Here is an 18,060-nt window from a genome sequence, read left to right as displayed (position 1 = left end):
AGCGGAAAACGTGCGTCGTAGGGTTGTCGTTCGTGGGTATGCATTCGCACGACAACATCGACTGGGACGCGCACCTGGAGCGCTTGCGGGCGGCCGACGAGCTGAACGCGCCTGAGATCGCGGAGGTGGTCGGCAAGCTGGTGCGGCCGGGGGACCGCACCGTGCTGGAGATCGGCGCCGGGGCCGGCGGCACCGCGGCTGCGTTCGCTGCGGCGCTGGCGGAATCCGGTGGCGAGGTGACGGTGGTGGACACCGCGCCGGAACTGCTCGCGGCGGCCGGGGAGCGGGCCGGGGCGGTGTCGGACCGGGTGACCGTGCACGCGGTCCGGGCCGACGCCGCCGAGGACGGGCTGGCCGAGGCGGTGGTGCAGGCCGGTGCGCCTGCCCAGGCCGATCTGGTGTTCGCCGCGTTCGTCGTGCACCACCTGCCGGACCAGCTGGCCGGGCTGCGCCGGCTCGCTGAGCTGGTGCGTCCGGGCGGCCGGCTGGCGATCATCGAGTTCGGGCTGCAGACCAGGGTGCTGCCCGACGACGTCGGACTGGGCGAGCCCGGGCTCGAGGCGAGGCTGATCGCTGCGCGCGACCAGTCGTTCCAGCAGATGCGCGCGGAGATGGACGGTTCGGCGCGGCTGCCGGTGGGCTGGGGCAAGGCGTTGAGCCAGGCCGGGCTGTCCGACGTGCGCTCGTGGAGCTACCTGGTGGACCGGCCGGCTCCGCTGGACGAGGTCGGCCGCAGCGCGGTGCTCCGCCGGCTGCAACTGCTGCGCAGGCACGCGGAGGACGGACTGGCCCCGGCGGATCTCGAAGCGCTCGACCAGCTGGTGGACGAGAGCGGCGAGCACTGCGCCGCGAACCGCGACGACGTCTACTACCTGACCGCCAACACGGTCCACGTCGGAACCCGGTGACGGCAGCGGTCAGTCGGTGAAGCCGGGCTGCCACCGGGCGATGATGTCGCGGGCCCCGACCTCCGCGTCGAGCTGGCACAGGATCCCGGTCGCGCCCAGCGTCACGCGGTGGATGAGCAGGTAGTCCGGGGGCAGGTTCAGCGAGCGGCCGGTGCGGAAGTCGGGGCTGCGCAGATCACCGACCCGCTCGGCCTGCCGCTGCAGCCAACGCCGGGTGAAGCGGAACGTCGAGGTGCGGACGGGGTCGACGAACGGGGCCAGGTAGGCCAGCACGTCCTCGCCCCGCAGCTCGCGGTCGGGCTGCACGAACCGCTCGGCGCGCAGCAGGTCGAGCAGCTCGGCGGGCTTGTCCTCCAGGGCCAGGCGGACCATCCGGCCGAAGGTGGTGGGCAGGCCGTCGGGCAGCCGGGACACCGCGCCGAAGTCGATCACGCAGAGCCGGCCGTCCGGCAGCAGCATGAAGTTGCCGGGATGCGGATCGGCGTGCAGCAGTCCGACCCGCGAAGGCGCGGAGTAGTGGAACTCGGCGAGCAGCTGACCGGCGGTGTCGCGCTGCTCGCGGTCGCCGTCGGCGATGATCCGCGAGTACGGGGTGCCGGTCACCCACTCCGTGACGACCACCTTGGGGGCGCTCGCCACCACCGCGGGCACCCGGACGCGCTCGTCGTCCTTGAACACCTTGGCGAAGGCCCGCTGGTTGTCGGCCTCGGTGCGGTAGTCCAGCTCCTCGACCATCCGGTCCTGCAGCTCGGTCAGCAGGGGCTTGACCTCCGCGCCGGGCGCCAGCGACTGGAACAGCCGGGAGAACCGCGTCAGCTGGCGCAGATCGGAGCGCAGCGCCTCGTCCGCGCCCGGGTACTGGACCTTCACCGCGACCTCGCGGCCGTCGTGCCAGACCGCCCGGTGGACCTGGCCGATGCTGGCCGCGGCGGCGGGGGTGTCGTCGAACTCGCTGAACCGCTTGCGCCAGCCGCTGCCGAGCTGCTCGGTCAGCACCCGGTGCACGCTGCCGGCCTCCATGGGCGGAGCCGCGGCCTGCAGCTTGGTGAGCGCCTCGCGGTACGGGCCGGCCATCTCGTCGGGAACGGCTGCTTCGAAGACGCTCAGCGCTTGGCCGAACTTCATCGCGCCGCCCTTGAGCTGGCCGAGCACGGAGAACAGCTGCTCCGCGGTCTTGGCCGACACCTCGGCGTTGATCTGGGCGGCGTCCTGGCCGGTGAGCCGCTTGCCCCAGCCGGCCGCCAGTCGACCGGCGACACCCAGCGGCAGGCTGGCGAGCTTGGCGGTGCGGTGCGCTGCCCGGCGCGGGATGTCGGCCACGAATTCTCCTTGGTGCGCGCAGGAAAACCCTCCCGATCCCGGAGGCGTCCGAAGACGCGTTCGAAATCGGGGAACCCAGTCACATGCTAGAGGTTTCCGGGCGCGCCTTGGGGCGCGATGGCCAGGTTGGCGCGGACTTTGCGACGCCAGGTGGATTCGATTGCTCCGCCGATCTGCGGAGAACGGTGCGAGGCGTCTTTCCGGGTGAAGTCAGCCGGAATCGCGGGTGCGAACCGCTCGAGCGCGGTTTGCGCATTTCGCCTGGTGCGAACCATTGCGGGCGGGAGAGGGCGCATGCGTCCCCGGCGCAGCGGTGGGCGACCGCTGCGGCGTCCGGCGGGTCGTCGGACAGGCGGGTGGGCCTGCGGCGGCCCACCCGGGCCCGGGTCACGCCTTGCCGAGGATGCGGGTCATCTTGGTGCCGCAGACCGGGCAGGTGCCCTTGGCCATCCGGCGACCGTTGGTCTCGGAGACCTCGCCGGAGAAGTCGCGCTTCTCGCGGCACTTGACGCAGTAGCCGTTGTAGGTCTCGGCCACGGCTCCCCTCCTTAATGTCGTGACCCAGCTCGCTGGCTGGATCGGCTGCGCCCTCCTCCGGGCGGCTGGGGGAACGGTACATGTGGGCTATACGACATGCATGCATTAAGAGCATCGCATGTTCGACTTAATCGGGTAATCCCTCGAGGGGTAACGGTGCGTAGGCGATGTGGTGCGGCTCACCGGAGGATCCGATTGTCGGCCTTACTCGCTAGGGTCCATTTTCGTGGCTGAACCCGAGGTCGAGGTGCGCCGCAGCAAGCGCCGCCGCCAAACGGTGAGCGCCTATCGCGACGGTGACAAGATCGTGGTGCTGCTTCCGGCGCGGATGACCCGTGCGGAAGAAAAGCGCTGGGTGGCGGACATGCTCAGCCGTCTCCAGCGGAGCGAAACGCGTCGCCGCTCGCCTGCGCGCGAGTCCGACGAGGCGCTCGTCGAGCGCTGCCACGAGCTGTCCGAGAAGTACCTGGACGGCCGGGCCGAACCGAACGGTGTGCGGTGGGTGGCGCCGATGCGCACCCGCTGGGCCTCCTGCACCCCGAGCGAGGCCACCATCCGGGTGAGTCGACGCCTCCGAGATGTACCCGGTTGGGTGCTCGATTACGTGCTCGTCCACGAGCTGGCGCACCTGCTGGTGCCCGGTCACGGCCCGGACTTCTGGAAGTGGGTTCGCCGCTACCCGAAGACCGAGCGGGCCATCGGCTACCTGGAAGGGCTCTCCGCGGCCGCGCACCTCGACATCGAAGCGGACGGCGACGGGACCCGGTGAGGAATCTGTCCTCGAACTCGTCCTGCGAGTCCCTGAACAGCACGACGGGCTGAGGAACGTCCCCGAGGGGGTGTCGCTCAGCCCGTCGGTCAGCAGGTCAGGACTGGTCGTCGCGCTTCGGCCGGTCCTCGCCCGTGCCGTCTTCGCCGGTGTCGTTCTCGCCGGATTTCGCGGCCTCCTCGGCCTCGGCGCGGCGGATCGCGGCGATCGGGTCGTCCAGGTCGGCGGGGGTGCTGCCCCAGCGGTCGGCGAAGTCGAGCGGTTCGTCCAGGTCCGAGCTGTCCGGCAGCAGGTCCGGGTGGTCCCAGATCCGGTCCCGGCTCTCGGCGCCGTGCCGCTCGGTCATCAGCCGCCACAGGTTCGCCGCGTCCCGCATCCGGCGCGGGCGCAGCTCCAGGCCGATCAGGGTGGCGAAGGTCTGCTCGGCGGGACCACCGGTCGCCCGGCGGCGCCGCACCATCTCGCCCAGCGCGTCGGCGCCCGGCAGCCGTTCGCCGACGGCCTCGGAGACGACCACGTCGACCCAGCCCTCGACCAGCGCGAGCAGCGTCTCCAGCCGCTTCAGCGCGGCCTCCTGCTCCGGGGTGGTCTTGGGCTCGAGCATCCCGGAGCCCATCAGCTCCTGCATCGAGCTCGGGTTGGACGGATCGATCTTCCCGGCCAGGTCTTCCAGCGCCGAGGTGTCGATGCTGATGCCGCGCGCGTACTCCTCGACGGTGGCGAGCAGTCGCTGCGCCAACCACGGCACGTGGCTGAACAGTCGGTGGTGCGCGGCTTCGCGGGCGGCCAGGAACACCGTCGCTTCGCTGACCGGCCGGTCCATGCCCTCCACGAAGGCCTGGATGTTGGCGGGCAGCAGCGCGGCGGTGCCGGTCGGGCCGAGCGGCAGGCCGACGTCGGTGGAGGTCAGCACCTCGCTGCCGAGCTGGGCCAGGCCGTTGCCGAGCTGCGAGCCGAAGGTCATGCCGCCCATCTGGCCGAGCATGGACAGCAGCGGGCCGGCGGCCTGCTTGGCCTCCTCCGGCAGCGCTTCCAGCCAGGCGCTGGACATCCGCTGGGCCACCGGGTCGCACAGCCGCTGCCAGGTGGGCAGCGTCTTCTCCACCCAGTCCACGGACGACCAGGTCTGCACCGAGCGCACGCCGGCGGGCAGCGAGGTCGCGGCGTCGAGCCAGAGCTCGGCGAGCCGCACCGCGTCGTCGATCGCCTTGACCTGCTCCTGGCTGGGGCGTTCGGTGCGCTGGTTGTTGTGCAGCTGCTGCACCGCGAGCTGCTTGGCGAGGTCGTAGTTCACCGGCCCGCCGCCGGACCCGCCGGGGCCGGCGCTGCCGGAGCTGAGCGCCTGGCCGAGCTGGGTCAGCATCTGGCCGAGCTGGCTCATGTCGAAGTTGGGCATGCCGCCCGGACCGGGCATGCCGGCGAAACCGAAGGGAGTGTCCCCGAAGTTTCCGGCGCCACCCTCAGAGCGGCCTTTCGACGAGTCGCCCTTGTCGGGGTCGTCTGGGTCCTGCGAACCGAACCCGAACGGCAAGTTGGTCATACATCCACGGTACGCGGCCTGAGCCGCCAGGTAGAAGCCGTCCGGCGCTCGATGTGCGCGAACACCGCACACATCGCCAACAGCGAACACGTACGCTGTCGCCTCGTGAACCGCCGTACCTGGACGCTGCTGATGAGCGTCGTGCTGGTTGTCGCCTTCGGCTTGCTCGGTGCGTTCGTCCGGGTGCCGTACGTGGCGCTCGGTCCGGGACCGACGTACGACACCCTCGGACTCGACGGCGACACGCCCGTCATCAGCATCGATGGTCAGCAGACCTTCCCGACCGGCGGTCACCTGAACATGACCACGGTGTCGGTGACCGACCAGCTGTCGGTGTTCGGCGCGCTCGGCCTGTGGGCCAGCGGGCGCTACGCGCTGGCGCCGCGCGATCTGTACTTCCCGCCGGACAAGAGCGAGCAGCAGATCGAGCAGGAGAACACCGAGGCGTTCAACGACTCGCAGACCACCGCGGAGACGGCGGCCCTGAGCTACCTCGGCTACCCGAAGAAGGTGCTGGCCGGGCAGATCGTCAAGGGCAGCCCGGCGGACGGCGTGCTGGCGCCGGGGGACCGCCTGCTGGAGGCCAACGGCCGACCGGTGACCGACCCGCAGGCGCTGCGGTCGGCCCTGAACGGCACCAAGGCCGGTGACCGGGTGGAGATCCGGTTCCGCCACGACGACCAGCCGGAGCAGGTCGCCAGCGTGCAGCTCGCGCAGGGTCCGGAGGGGCACGACCAGGGCTTCCTCGGGGTGGCGGCGATCGAGCGCCCGGACGTCAACTTCGACATCAAGATCAGCCTGGCGGACGTGGGCGGGCCTTCGGCGGGCCTGATGTTCACGCTGGCGATCATCGACAAGCTCACGCCGGGCGAGCTCAACGGCGGCCAGTTCGTGGCGGGCACCGGGGAGATCACCCCGGACGGCCAGGTGAACCCGATCGGCGGAATCCCGTTCAAGATGATCAAGGCCCGGGAAGCCGGGGCGACGACCTTCCTGGTGCCGGACGGCAACTGCGCGGAGGCGAAGGCGCAGGCTCCGGACGGCCTCCAGCTGGCCCGGGTGGCCACCCTCCAGGACGCCACCAAGGCGCTCGACGCCATCCGCGAGGGCAAGGTCCCGACCAGCTGCTGACCTCGCGAAGCCTGTTTTCAGGCTTGTTCAACCGAAGACCAAGATCAGAGAAGCCCCCTGGGAGCGAGTCGTTCCCAGGGGGCTTCTCCGCACTTCAGGGGTGCGAGGTCACTCCGCGAAGGTCGCGTGCAGCGCGGCGAGCAGGTTCGGCGCCAGCGAGGTGTCCGCGAGGAGCTCGCTCTCCTCGCCGTCCTCGACGCGCAGGCGCATCACGCAGAACTCGGCACCGTTGCGCAGCACCGACGCGACCAGTCGCGCCTCGCGGCGCTCCGGGTGCTCGGCGGCGACCTTGCTCGCCTCCGCCGCGTCGCTCGGGAGCCCGGCCTCCGCCTCCGGCGGCAGCACCACGATCTCCTGCACCAGCGCGCACCCGGCGACCTGCTCCGGCCACTCGATGTGGCCCAGCGCTTCGGCGAGGTCCTCGGCGGGCAGGGACTCCTGGGCGATCGGGGTGAGCGGCGATGCCGGGTCGAGCTGGTCGGCCAGCCCCGGTTCGGCGGCCAGCAGGCTCTGCGTGGACACCAGGGCGAACACCTGGGTGGGCTGGTCCCACCCGGCGGCGGCGACGAACTCCTCGACCTCGCGGGTGGCCGTCGGCAGCGCCGCGGTCAGGTCGTGTTCGGGGGTCTGCGACATGTCGTTCATGGTCGCACCGCCGCGGCGGCCCGAACGGCGCACCCCGGCGCGGCGAGATGTCGGATTAATCCAATTCGCGAAGCCCCTTCCAGGAACTTCACACCGGGGCCGTAGAGTTGAACATCACGAGGGCGGTCGGTGGTGGTTGGCACCGGCACCGCCCCCACCTGCCCGCTGATCGTCACCAGGAGCGTGCGCTGTGGCCATGCGGCCCCCGGTCGGAATGCCGAAACTGTCCCGGCGAAGTCGGATACTGCTGATCCTGGGCGGCATCGTGCTGGTCGCCCTGATCGCCGGATCGCGTCTGCTGGGCACCTACGTGGACTGGCTCTGGTACGGGGAGGTCGGCTATCGGGGGGTCTTCACCACCCAGCTGTTCTCCCGTGCCGGGCTCGGAGTGGGCGCCGCGGTCTTCCTCGGCGTGGTGCTGGGCCTGAACCTGTGGTTGGCCTACCGCAACCGGCCGGTGTTCGTGCCGATCAGCGGCCCGGACGACCCGCTGGCGCGGTACCGCACGGTGGTCACCGAGCGGTCCCGGCTGTTCGGCCTGGGCATCCCGATCGTGATCGGCGTGATCGGCGGGCTGGCCGCGCAGGCCGACTGGCAGACCCTGCAGCTGTGGCTGCACAGCGTGCCGTTCGGGCAGACCGACCCGGAGTTCGGCAACGACATCAGCTTCTACACGTTCCAGCTGCCGTTCTGGCGGCTCCTGCTGTCGTGGGCGTTCATCGCGGTCACCGTGTCGTTCATCGGTGCGCTGATCACCCACTACATCTTCGGCGGCATCCGGCTGGCTGGTCGCTCCGGGCAGCTGTCCATGCCCGCGCGCGTCCAGCTCGCGGTGCTGGCCGGGCTGTTCGTGCTGCTCAAGGCGGTCAGCTACTTCCTGGACCGCTACGACCTGCTGCTGTCCCAGCGCAACTCGCTGTTCACCGGTGCCAGCTACACCGACCTGAACGCGGTGATGCCCGCCAAGCTGATCCTGATGTGCATCGCGGTGTTCTGCGCCCTGGCGTTCTTCGCGGTGATCTTCCTGAAGAACCTGCAGATCCCGGCGCTGGCCGCGGTGCTGCTGGTGCTGTCCAGCGTGGTGGTCGGCGCGGTGTGGCCGGCCCTGCTCGAGCAGTTCTCGGTGCGGCCGAACGCCAACCAGCGCGAGGCCGAGTCGATCGAGCGCAACCTGGCGGCGACGAAGTCGGCGTTCGGCATCGGCCCGGACAAGGTCGACATCACCGACTACCCGGGCCGCACCCAGCTGCAGCCCAACGAGGTCGCCGCGGACAAGGGCACCATCCCGAACATCCGGCTGCTGGACCCGAACGTGCTGGCCCCGACGTTCACCCAGCTGACCCAGCAGTACAACTTCTACGGCTTCACCGACAAGCTGGACGTCGACCGCTACCGCGACGGCGACGGCAAGCTCCGCGACTACCTGGTGGCGCTGCGCGAGCTCAACACCGACGGCCTGGCGGTCAACCAGCAGAACTGGATCAACCGGCACACCGTCTACACGCACGGCAACGGTTTCGTCGCCGCGCCGGCCGACCGGGTCGACTCGACCTTCCGCGAAGGCGCCACCCAGGGCGGCTACCCGGTCTTCCAGATCAGCGACGTGGCCAACGACGGCAAGGGCGCCATCCCGGTCAAGCAGCCGCGCGTCTACTACGGCGAGCTGGTGGGCCGCAACGACTACGTGATCGTCGGCGGCAACCCGGGCGAGGCGCCGCGCGAGTACGACACCGACCAGCAGCAGTACACCTACACCGGCCTCGGCGGTGTCCCGGTCGGCAACCTGTTCCAGCGGATGGTCTTCGCCGCCTACTACGGCGAGCGGAACTTCCTGTTCAGCGGTGTGATCGGCAGCGACTCGAAGATCATGTACGAGCGCAACCCGCGAGACCGCGTGCAGAAGGTCGCGCCCTGGCTGAAGCTCGACGGCGACCCGTACCCGGCGGTGGTCGACGGCCGCATCAAGTGGATCGTCGACGGCTACACCACGCTGAACAACTACCCGTACTCGCAGCTGACCGAGCTTGGCGAGGCCACCAACGACACCCTCACCGGCGTCGAGCGGCAGCCGAACCAGCAGATCAACTACATCCGCAACTCGGTCAAGGCCACCGTCGACGCCTACGACGGCAACGTCGAGCTCTACTCGGTGGACGACAAGGACCCGGTGCTCAAGGCCTGGGAGGGCGTGTTCCCGGGCGTGGTCAAGCCGTCCAGCGAGATCAGCCCCGAGCTGCGCGACCACTTCCGGTACCCGGAGGACATCTTCAAGGTGCAGCGCAAGCTGCTCACCGAGTACCACGTCGACAACCCGGGCGACTTCTTCTCCACCCAGACCTTCTGGGAGGTGCCGTCCGACCCGACCGCTCGCGGCAACACGGCCAGCGCCGAAGGGCAGCAGCCGCCCTACTACGTGCTGGCGCAGATCGGTGACCAGAAGGACCCGACCTTCCAGCTGACCAGTGCGCTCACCGCGCTGAAGCGGCAGAACATGTCGGCGTGGGTTTCGGCCTCCTCGGATCCGCAGGACTACGGCAAGCTCAGGGTGCTGAGATTGCCGACCAACACCCTCACGCCGGGTCCGAACCAGGTGCAGAACCAGATGGAGTCGACTCCGGAGGTCACCGAGAACCGCACCCTGTTCAACAACCCGAACGTCAACGCGATCTTCGGCAACCTGCTGACGCTGCCGGTGGCGGGCGGTCTGCTCTACATCGAGCCGATCTACATCCAGCGCAACGAGCAGGAGTCCTACCCGCAGCTGGCCCGGGTGCTGGTGTCCTTCGGCGGCAAGGTCGGCTTCTCCGAGACCCTGCAGGGCGCGCTGGACCAGGTGTTCGGCTCCGGCGCCGGGCAGGGCACCCAGACCGGCGAGCACCAGCAGCCGCCGGCACCGGGGCAGACCCCGCCGCCGGGGCAGACGCCGGGCGGCAACCCGGAGCTGGACAAGTCCGTCAGCGACATCCGGGCCGCCCTGGAGCACGTCCGGAAGGCGCAGCAGTCCGGCAACTTCGGTGACCTGGGCTCGGCCTACCAGCAGCTCGACGACGCCATCAAGCGCTTCGAGAAGTCGCAGGGCAGCGGCGGCTGACCAGCCGATTCGCAGTGAGGGGCGAGGACCGCGGCGGTCCTCGCCCCTCGGCGTTTCCGAGACGTCCGATCGGGTGCAGAATGCCGTGCGTCACTTTTCAGGCCCCCGGATTTGCACTAGGCTTCCGCAGTCCGTAAGGTTAAGGACACACGACGCGGGGTGGAGCAGTTCGGTAGCTCGCTGGGCTCATAACCCAGAGGTCGCAGGTTCGAATCCTGTCCCCGCTACCATTCGAATGGTCAAGGGCCCCGACGATGTCGGGGCCCTTTTCCCGTTGGACTTCATTTCCATACGGGGGCCGAGCCCCCGTAAACCCCCACGGTGCGGTGGTCGCTTTTCGTCGGCTCCTCGCCTGGGGGTGCGTTCCCGGCCTGGGTGGAGACCAGCTTTTTGGCTTTGCCGTCGGTGGTGGTCCTGCGCCGGGGAGCGCGGCGAAATCTCTGTTCTCGGGGTTCTGCGGCCTTCCGGGGTTGGCTAGACCTTTCGGTGGGGTGTTTTTGCTGGTGGGGGTGGGTTTTTTGGGTTTTGGGGACCCCCTTGTCGGTGGGGTTTTGGGGGTGTGTAAAGTTAGCGGCACAACAGAAGAGCGCAGCCGGAAAGGTTGCTGGCGCGGGGTGGAGCAGTTCGGTAGCTCGCTGGGCTCATAACCCAGAGGTCGCAGGTTCGAATCCTGTCCCCGCTACTAAAAGGGAAAGCCTTCGACTTCGGTCGGGGGCTTTCCCTTTTTCGTCTTCCGAGTCTGTGGTCTAGAGGCCTTGGGCCCACTGGCGGGCGCAGCCGGGGGAGCAGACCCTGCCGTCGCCCCGCACCGTGCCGGTCTGGCGCATCGACCTGCCGCAGACCATGCAGGAGTCGGTTTCACCTTCGCGCGGCCTGGGCACCAGCGACTTCGCGCGTTCCGCGACCTTGCTGGTCACCTTGGACTTGCTCTCGTTGACCTTGGTACGCAACCAACTGCGATGCACTTTCCCGCACCTCCTGCTAGGTCGCCCGGCCGTCGACTGGCCGGCCCAGAGCCACAGTGCGTGCGACCGGGCGCCGTTGGGCAGTTCCAGAACCCGATAGCACCTCATTGCGCAGCCAAGAACGCCCGTCCAGGCGAACGGCGCTCGTGCTCGTAGCAATGCGTGCAGGCGCTCGCCGGGAACCGGCTGCGCAATGTGTCCGGTCCGCCGGGGTGGCAGTCGTCCGGCCGCTGCGCCGATGGCGCAACCGTTCGTCCACTCGGCCCAGTCCGCTGCAACCACAGTGGACAGAACTGGCGACCACTGTGGACAGCTCGGCGCGAGCATGGCACCGTGGCAGTGTGACCGAGCTGAATGCGACATCCGCTGCCCTGTTGGGACTACTGCACGAAGGTCCGAAGACCGGTGGCCAGCTGGTTGCTGCTGCCACCGAGCGCTTCGGAGGGTTCTTCAGCGTGACCCGCAGCCAGGTTTACCGGGAGCTGCCCGCGCTGACCGACGCCGGCCTGCTGCGCCTCGGCAAGCAAGGACCGCGCTCCAGCCAGCAGTACGCGATCACCGCGGCCGGCAAGCGGGCCTTCAAGTCGTGGCTGAACACCGAGCCGGGCCCGGACAACGTCCGCAGCCCGCTGATCCTGCGACTGGTCCACTCCGGTTCGCTGACGCCCAAGCAGCGCGCGGGCCTGGTCGAAGCGGCCCGCGGCCAGTACGCGGTGAAGATGGACGAGGCGAAGAACGCGGCCAAGACCGCGGGCGACCCGTACGAGAAGGCGGCCGCGGACTTCACGGTGGCCTACAACCGGGCGATCATCAAGCTCCTCGACGCCATCCCGGACTGATCCGGTGCAGCTGCTCGCTCCGCGCGGCGGAGCGGGCAGTCGAGGGCAAATGGAGAACGGGCCGTCCTCGTGGGCGGCCCGTGCTCGGTGAAGTACGCTGAGCACTGTGAATCCCGACGTCGCAGCTTCGCTCAAGGAACTGACCAACACCCTCGAGGGCATCGAGAGCGTGATGGATCTGGACGCTCTGCGCGCGAATATCGCGGAGCTGGAAACCGAGGCGGCCAAGCCCGACCTCTGGGACGACGTCGATCACGCGCAGCGGGTCAGCAGCCAGCTCGTGCACCGGCAGGCCGAGCTGCGCCGGGTCACCGAGCTGCGGCAGCGCATCGAGGACCTGGAGGTCCTCTACGAGCTCAGCGAGGACGAGGGCGACACCTCCGGGCTGGCCGAGGCCGACCAGGAGCGCGAGTCCCTCGCGAAGGACCTGGAGACGCTCGAGGTCCGCACCCTGCTGTCCGGCGAGTACGACCAGCGCGAGGCGATGGTCACCATCCGAGCCGAGGCCGGTGGCGTCGACGCCGCCGACTTCGCCGAGATGATGATGCGGATGTACCTGCGGTGGGCGGAGCGGCACTCCTACCCGACCGAGGTCTACGACACCTCCTACGCCGAAGAGGCCGGGCTGAAGTCCGCCACCTTCCGGATCAACGCCCCCTACGCCTACGGCACCCTCTCCGTCGAGCAGGGCACGCACCGCCTGGTGCGCATCTCGCCGTTCGACAACCAGGGCCGCCGCCAGACCTCCTTCGTCGGCGTCGAGGTCCTGCCGGTCGTGGAGGAGACCGACAGCGTCGAGATCCCGGAGAAGGACATCCGGGTCGACGTGTTCCGGTCCTCCGGCCCCGGCGGGCAGAGCGTCAACACCACCGACTCGGCGGTGCGCATCACGCACATCCCGACCGGCATCGTGGTGTCCTGCCAGAACGAGAAGTCGCAGCTGCAGAACAAGGCCGCCGCGATGCGCGTCCTGCAGGCCAAGCTGCTCGCCCGCAAGAAGGAGGAGGAGCGCGCCGAGCTCGACGCGCTCAAGGACAGCGGGTCCAGCTGGGGCAACCAGATGCGCTCCTACGTCCTGCACCCGTACCAGATGGTCAAGGACCTGCGCACCGAGCACGAGGTCGGCAACCCCGACGCGGTCCTCGACGGCGACATCGACGGGTTCCTCGAGGCAGGCATCCGCTGGCGCCGCCAGCAGCAGAGCGTGGCCTGACCGGGCAGCGGAGCGTGGCCTGACGGGCACGTGCCGCTACCAGGCGGAACGCGAAGGTGATCAAGGACGCACCGCCGAACCGGGTGAGTCGCGGTCCCCCTTATGGACGCAGGTAAACTCACGCCCTGTGATCCGCCTTGAGCACGTGTCAAAGACGTACAAGACGTCGACCAGGCCCGCTCTCGACGATGTCTCGGTAGGCATCGAGAAGGGCGAGTTCGTCTTCCTCATCGGCCCGTCCGGGTCCGGCAAGTCGACGTTCATGCGTCTGCTGCTGCGCGAGGACGTGCCCAGCCGCGGTCGGGTCTTCGTCGCCGACTGGAACGTGGCGAAGCTGCCGCGGCGCCGCGTCCCGCGCCTGCGCCAGCGCATCGGCTGCGTCTTCCAGGACTTCCGGCTGCTGAACAACAAGACCGTCGCGGAGAACGTGGCGTTCGCGCTGGAAGTCATCGGCAAGCCGCGCAACGACATCCGCCGGGTGGTGCCGCAGGTGCTGCAGCTCGTCGGTCTGGACGGCAAGGCCGACCGGATGCCGCACGAGCTCTCCGGTGGTGAGCAGCAGCGCGTCGCGATCGCGCGGGCCTTCGTCAACCGCCCACTGGTGCTGCTCTGCGACGAGCCGACCGGAAACCTCGACCCCGACACCAGCCAGGACATCATGCTGCTGCTGGAGCGGATCAACCGCACCGGCACCACCGTCGTGATGGCCACCCACGACCACTCGATCGTCGACTCGATGCGGCGCCGCGTGGTCGAGCTGAGCCTCGGTCGCGTCATTCGCGACGACGCCCGCGGCGTCTACGGCGTCGGCCGCTAGGCCCCCCGAACCTGCGGCACTGACACACCCCCGACCGGCTAGGAAAGCTGACTAAAGATGCGCGCGAGCTTCGTATTCAGCGAGGTCGTCAACGGCCTGCGGCGCAACGTGACGATGACCATCGCGATGATCCTGACGACCGCCATTTCGGTCGGTCTGCTCGGCGGCGGTCTCCTCGTGGTCCGGATGATCGACAAGATGCAGGAGACCTACCAGGACCGCGTCGAGGTCGTGGTGTTCATGACCGACGACGTCAGCGCGAACGACAACGACTGCACCCAGCAGCCCTGCGCGAACATCATGTCCGACCTCAAGAACGTCCCCGGCGTCGAAGCGGTGAAGTACGAGAACCGCCAGCAGGCGTTCGAGAGCTTCAAGAAGGTCTTCGCGTCGCAGCCGGAGCTGCGCGACGTCGCCCGCACCGAGGCGATGCCCGCCTCGCTGCGGGTCAAGCTGAGCGACCCGGAGCGCTTCGGTGCGGTCCAGCAGGAGTTCCAGGGCCGTCCCGGCGTGGACAACGTGGTCAACCAGGCCGAGTACCTGAACCGCATGTTCGACGTGCTCAACGGCTTCCGCAACGCCACGTTCGCGATCGCGCTGATCCAGGCGCTGGCGGCGCTGCTGCTGATCTCCAACACCATCCAGCTCTCGGCGTTCACCCGGCGCACCGAGACCGGCATCATGCGCCTCGTCGGCGCGACCCGCTGGTACACCCAGCTGCCGTTCCTCCTGGAAGCGGTGGTCTCCGGTCTGATCGGCGCGGTGCTGGCCATCGGCGGTCTGCTGATCGCCAAGGCGACGTTCATCGACCGCGTCATGGCGCCGGTGTTCGGCACCGGCATCATCCCCAACATCGAATGGGGTGACATCGCGGTCGTCTCGCCGATCCTGCTGCTGGTCGCAGCGGCGGTCTCGGCGATCACGGGTTACGTCACCCTGCGCCTGTACGTGCGCCTGTAAGGCAAGTTCCCTCGGGGGTCGCGGTTGCACGGGTTGCAGCTGCGGCCCCCGAGGTGTTTCGACCCGCGAACGCGGCTGGGAAAACCCGGGTGACACGGAAGCTAGAGTTGTTGTCATGGTGAAGGAACGCGGCCGCAAGGTCATCGCGCAGAACCGCAAGGCGCGGCACGACTGGGCGGTGCTGGACACCTACGAGGCCGGCATCGCGCTCGTCGGCACCGAGGTGAAGAGCCTCCGGCAGGGCAAGGCCCAGCTGGTGGACGGCTTCGCCACCGTCGACGACGGCGAGGTCTGGCTGCGCAACGTGCACATCCCCGAGTACACCGAGGGGACGTGGACCAACCACGAGCCGCGCCGTTCCCGCAAGCTGCTGCTGCACAAGAGCGAGATCCTCCGGCTGGTCGGCAAGATCAAGGAGAGCGGGCTGAGCCTCATCCCGATGTCGCTGTACTTCAGCGACGGCCGGGCCAAGGTCGAGCTCGCGCTCGCGCGCGGCAAGAAGGACCACGACAAGCGGCAGGACCTGGCCAAGCGCGACGCCCAGCGGGAGATGCAGCGAGCCATCGGCCGCGCCCGCAAGGGCATGCGTTGACGGGGCCGCGCAGCGACGCCGAGGTCCCCGGCTGGTTGGCCGGGCTCGGCGTCCCGGGCCTGGTCGACATCCACACGCACTTCCTGCCGGAGCGCGTGCTGCACAAGGTCTGGGCCTACTTCGACCAGGCCGGTGAGCACTACGGCGTCGAGTGGCCGATCTTCTACCGGCACCCCGAGGAAGCCCGCCTGCAGGTGCTGCGCGAACTCGGCGTGACGACGTTCGCGCCGCTGGTCTACGCGCACAAGCCGGGCATGGCGGAATGGCTGACCGACTGGGCGGTGGACTTCGGGCACCGCACCCCGGGCGCGGTGCCGACGGCGACGATCTTCCCGGAACCCGAGGTCGGCACCTACCTCGCCAAGGCGCTGGACGCCGGTGCGAAGTGCGTGAAGGTGCACGTCCAGGTCGGTGCCTTCGACCCGCGCGACGACCTGCTCCAGCCGGCGTGGGGGCTGCTCGCGGAGGCCGGGATCCCGGTCGTCGTGCACTGCGGCAACGGCCCGCGCCCCGGCGCCCACACCGGGCTCGACGTGTTCGAGCAGGTGCTGGACCGCCACCCCCAGCTGGTCGCGGTGCTGGCGCACGCCGGAATGCCCGAGCACGCCACCGCGTTGGACCTGGTGGGCAAGTACTCGAAGGTGCACATCGACACCACCATGGTCGGCGTCGCCTTCAGCGAGCAGTTCGCGTCGCTGCCGGACGACTGGTCGGCGCGACTGGCCGAGCACGCCGACCGGATCGTGCTCGGCACCGACTTCCCGAACATCCCGTACCCGTACGCCGAACAGCTGGCGGCGATCGCGGGATGGGCGGAAGAAGACGGGCGGCTCGGCGCGGAGTTCCTGCGCGCAGTGCTGCACGACACCCCGGCCCGACTGCTGGCGTGATCGTTTCAGGGATATGGGAATGATCGCTCGGACGCCACGCGTTATGCTGGGGTACACCGGTTCGAAAGCCGAGCCGGAGACGAGGGGGTGAACGGTTTCGACTCCGTACGTTGATCTGAGGGAAGCGTGCCGGTGCAGGCAGGAGACCACCGTGAGCGTCGCTGCAAACCAATAAGCGCCGACAAGAGTCAGCGCGAGTTCGCCCTCGCCGCCTGAGCGAGGAGCGACTCTGTCGGACCGGGAACGCCTCCGTCCCGGGATCCGGCATCAGCTAGGAGGCTCACACCGCCAGGTTCGGTCGCGGAACCTGGTGGGACATCAAACAGCGACTGGGCTCGTCACATCGGCTAGTTCGCGTGACCGGTGGAGCCAAGCAGAGACATAGCGGACTGCGCACGGAGAAGACTTGGTGAAGCGGCGGAGGACCCGGGTTCGATTCCCGGCACCTCCACTCGATCGAAGGCGCACCCTGCTCGGCGGGGTGCGCCTTCGCTGTTTTTCGATCTCGTCATTTCATCTGGGGGTGCGACCCCCAGGCCCCGCCCGGGGAGGTCCCCGGACCCCCATCGCGTCGGGTGCGTTGAGTGGGTGGGCTCGGGTGAGTGGGTGGGCTCCGTGGAGCGCGCACTGCTCAACGCAGGTCACTAGTCCCCGCGCGGTCGCGGCCGGTGTTCTCGGGGAGTTCGAATGGGTCGAGGTGTCGATTTTCGGCACCAACGAGGCCGGTTGCGAGTGCGGGCAGGAAGGTCGCAAGCTCGCCGTGGTGATCACTCTTCGGACGGGCTGAACAACTAAATGACCTCGCGCATTTTCCCCATCGGCAAATCGGCGGGGAAATGTTCTATTGCCGAGCGGGCATGTCTGCTCTTCGTGGGCTCGCTCAACCGCTTGGACGATCCGACGTGCGTGACAATGTTGTCCATTGCGTCGCATTGTGAAGATCACCCCCGTGCGAGATCGAAAACCGGCTCTCCCTTAGGGTCGACCCTCGCCGCCTGCTCGTCCCTGCTGATGAAAGTCGTGGAGCAGGGGGCGAGCAGGCCTGAAAAGGCGCTTGATGTGCACCGCTGGCCAGGGGGAATGGTATTACGTCCGAATCGCGAAAAAGGTGATTTGTGGTCGAAATCTGCTGTGCTCGGCCGCTCTCCTGGTAATGCAAATCCGGACATTCCACGAATACCTGGCCTCGATAGCCGCGCGCCCTGCGGCGGTCGATGAGTGCGTCGCTCGGTGGCGGCCAATTGATGCTCTGGTCATAGCTCGCTCGGAAGAGCCGCACCTGCTGTGTGAACGAGAAAGGATGGACATGTACTTCGCGAAGAACGGTCACCACGGGGGTGGTGGCCTCGGCATCGGCCTTGCGGTGACACCGATCATCTTGATCAGCCTGGCCTTTGCCCTGCTGATGATCGCCGCGGCTTGGCGCCTCTTCAGCAAGGCCGGGCAGCCGGGCTGGGCGGCGATCATCCCCTTCTACAACACCATCGTGTCGTTGCGCATCGCGGGCAGGCCCGGGTGGTGGCTGCTGCTGATGTTCATCCCGCTCGTCAACGTCGTCGTGGCGATCATCTTCGCCCTCGACCTGGCGAAGTCGTTCGGCAAGGGGACGGGCTTCGGCGTGCTGACGTTCTTGTTCCCGGTCATCTGCATCCCGATCCTGGGTTTCGGTGGGGCGCGTTACGTCGGTCCCGGTGGACAGTCTCCCCACGCGGGTCAGTCGTACTCGGACGAGGCGTCCACGGCGCGGTTCGCGCCGCACTAGGGGGAGAACGCGGGAAGTCCCGGTGCCAGGCGTGGGCAGTTGATCTCCGCTGGGGTGCCGGCAGGACGGGCATGGCCACGG

16 protein-coding genes, 2 tRNA genes and 1 other RNA gene are annotated in these 18,060 nt (G+C 68.7%); 14 read left to right on the top strand and 5 right to left on the bottom strand.

The window, feature by feature from the left end; genetic code table 11:
- The first annotated feature begins 38 nt into the window (after nt 1–38).
- Nucleotides 39–908 carry a methyltransferase gene (locus OU415_RS19225; protein WP_270950284.1) on the top strand — a complete coding sequence of 290 codons (870 nt, stop codon included), beginning with the start codon at nt 39–41 and terminating at the stop codon, nt 906–908.
- Nucleotides 909–917: 9 nt separating this feature from the next.
- Here the strand turns inward: OU415_RS19225 and OU415_RS19220 are convergent, their stop codons facing one another.
- Both OU415_RS19220 and OU415_RS19215 read right to left on the bottom strand, forming a co-directional pair.
- Complete coding sequence (locus OU415_RS19220) at nt 918–2,228, bottom strand: ABC1 kinase family protein (RefSeq protein ID WP_270950255.1); 1,311 nt, start codon at nt 2,226–2,228, stop codon at nt 918–920.
- 387 nt (nt 2,229–2,615) lie between these two features.
- Nucleotides 2,616–2,765, bottom strand: coding sequence for a DUF5679 domain-containing protein (locus OU415_RS19215; protein WP_010693945.1), 150 nt, complete (start codon nt 2,763–2,765; stop codon nt 2,616–2,618).
- Between the two features lie 226 nt (nt 2,766–2,991).
- On the opposite strand from OU415_RS19215, the gene OU415_RS19210 reads away from it, so the two are divergent.
- Complete coding sequence (locus tag OU415_RS19210) at nt 2,992–3,534, top strand: M48 metallopeptidase family protein (protein ID WP_270950254.1); 543 nt, start codon at nt 2,992–2,994, stop codon at nt 3,532–3,534.
- Nucleotides 3,535–3,631: 97 nt separating this feature from the next.
- On the opposite strand, the gene OU415_RS19205 is transcribed toward OU415_RS19210, so the two are convergent.
- Nucleotides 3,632–5,074, bottom strand: a complete 1,443-nt coding sequence (locus tag OU415_RS19205; RefSeq protein ID WP_270950253.1) for a zinc-dependent metalloprotease — start codon at nt 5,072–5,074, stop codon at nt 3,632–3,634.
- A 105-nt stretch (nt 5,075–5,179) separates the two neighbouring features.
- Here OU415_RS19205 and OU415_RS19200 point away from each other — a divergent pair, with 105 nt between their 5' ends.
- Nucleotides 5,180–6,205: a YlbL family protein gene (locus tag OU415_RS19200; protein WP_270950252.1), complete on the top strand. Its 1,026-nt coding sequence runs from the start codon at nt 5,180–5,182 to the stop codon at nt 6,203–6,205.
- A 108-nt stretch (nt 6,206–6,313) separates the two neighbouring features.
- Here OU415_RS19200 and OU415_RS19195 read toward each other — a convergent pair whose 3' ends face one another.
- Complete coding sequence (locus OU415_RS19195) at nt 6,314–6,841, bottom strand: PPA1309 family protein (RefSeq protein WP_270950251.1); 528 nt, start codon at nt 6,839–6,841, stop codon at nt 6,314–6,316.
- Between the two features lie 205 nt (nt 6,842–7,046).
- Here OU415_RS19195 and OU415_RS19190 point away from each other — a divergent pair, with 205 nt between their 5' ends.
- The 3 genes from OU415_RS19190 to OU415_RS19180 all read left to right on the top strand — a co-directional run bounded on the left by OU415_RS19190 (nt 7,047) and on the right by OU415_RS19180 (nt 10,623).
- Nucleotides 7,047–9,941 (top strand): UPF0182 family protein, encoded by a 2,895-nt coding sequence (locus OU415_RS19190; RefSeq protein WP_270950283.1) that lies wholly within the window; start codon nt 7,047–7,049, stop codon nt 9,939–9,941.
- Between the two features lie 153 nt (nt 9,942–10,094).
- Nucleotides 10,095–10,171, top strand: a tRNA-Met gene (locus OU415_RS19185).
- A 378-nt stretch (nt 10,172–10,549) separates the two neighbouring features.
- Nucleotides 10,550–10,623: transfer RNA gene (locus tag OU415_RS19180), tRNA-Met, on the top strand.
- Nucleotides 10,624–10,687: 64 nt separating this feature from the next.
- Here OU415_RS19180 and OU415_RS19175 read toward each other — a convergent pair.
- Nucleotides 10,688–10,906, bottom strand: a complete 219-nt coding sequence (locus OU415_RS19175; protein WP_270950250.1) for a hypothetical protein — start codon at nt 10,904–10,906, stop codon at nt 10,688–10,690.
- 341 nt (nt 10,907–11,247) lie between these two features.
- On the opposite strand from OU415_RS19175, the gene OU415_RS19170 reads away from it, so the two are divergent.
- The 8 genes from OU415_RS19170 (at nt 11,248) to OU415_RS19135 (ending at nt 17,979) form a co-directional block, all read left to right on the top strand.
- The gene (locus tag OU415_RS19170) at nt 11,248–11,745 is read left to right on the top strand and encodes a PadR family transcriptional regulator (protein ID WP_270950249.1); all 498 of its coding nucleotides are present in this window, start codon (nt 11,248–11,250) and stop codon (nt 11,743–11,745) included.
- A 106-nt stretch (nt 11,746–11,851) separates the two neighbouring features.
- A complete protein-coding gene (gene prfB, locus OU415_RS19165) occupies nt 11,852–12,958 on the top strand; it encodes a peptide chain release factor 2 (protein WP_270950248.1) in 1,107 nt (368 codons plus the stop codon).
- Between the two features lie 127 nt (nt 12,959–13,085).
- On the top strand, nt 13,086–13,775 hold the full coding sequence (ftsE, locus tag OU415_RS19160; protein WP_150065356.1) for a cell division ATP-binding protein FtsE: 690 nt from the start codon (nt 13,086–13,088) through the stop codon (nt 13,773–13,775).
- Nucleotides 13,776–13,832: 57 nt separating this feature from the next.
- On the top strand, nt 13,833–14,735 hold the full coding sequence (ftsX, locus tag OU415_RS19155; RefSeq protein WP_270950247.1) for a permease-like cell division protein FtsX: 903 nt from the start codon (nt 13,833–13,835) through the stop codon (nt 14,733–14,735).
- A gap of 115 nt (nt 14,736–14,850) precedes the next feature.
- Nucleotides 14,851–15,327: an SsrA-binding protein SmpB gene (gene smpB / locus OU415_RS19150; protein ID WP_270950246.1), complete on the top strand. Its 477-nt coding sequence runs from the start codon at nt 14,851–14,853 to the stop codon at nt 15,325–15,327.
- Nucleotides 15,324–16,217 carry an amidohydrolase family protein gene (locus OU415_RS19145; protein WP_270950245.1) on the top strand — a complete coding sequence of 298 codons (894 nt, stop codon included), beginning with the start codon at nt 15,324–15,326 and terminating at the stop codon, nt 16,215–16,217. Before smpB ends, OU415_RS19145 begins: the two co-directional genes overlap by 4 nt.
- An 83-nt stretch (nt 16,218–16,300) precedes the next feature.
- Nucleotides 16,301–16,671, top strand: a transfer-messenger RNA (tmRNA) gene (ssrA, locus tag OU415_RS19140).
- A gap of 846 nt (nt 16,672–17,517) precedes the next feature.
- A complete protein-coding gene (locus OU415_RS19135; protein ID WP_270950244.1) occupies nt 17,518–17,979 on the top strand; it encodes a DUF5684 domain-containing protein in 462 nt (153 codons plus the stop codon).
- The last annotated feature ends 81 nt before the right edge of the window (nt 17,980–18,060 follow it).

It is taken from the genome of Saccharopolyspora oryzae (assembly GCF_027853915.1).
GTDB classification, from domain to species: Bacteria; Actinomycetota; Actinomycetes; order Mycobacteriales; family Pseudonocardiaceae; genus Saccharopolyspora; species Saccharopolyspora oryzae.
Note: the sequence above shows the minus strand (reverse complement) of the source record. Positions and strands in the feature narration are given on the sequence as shown.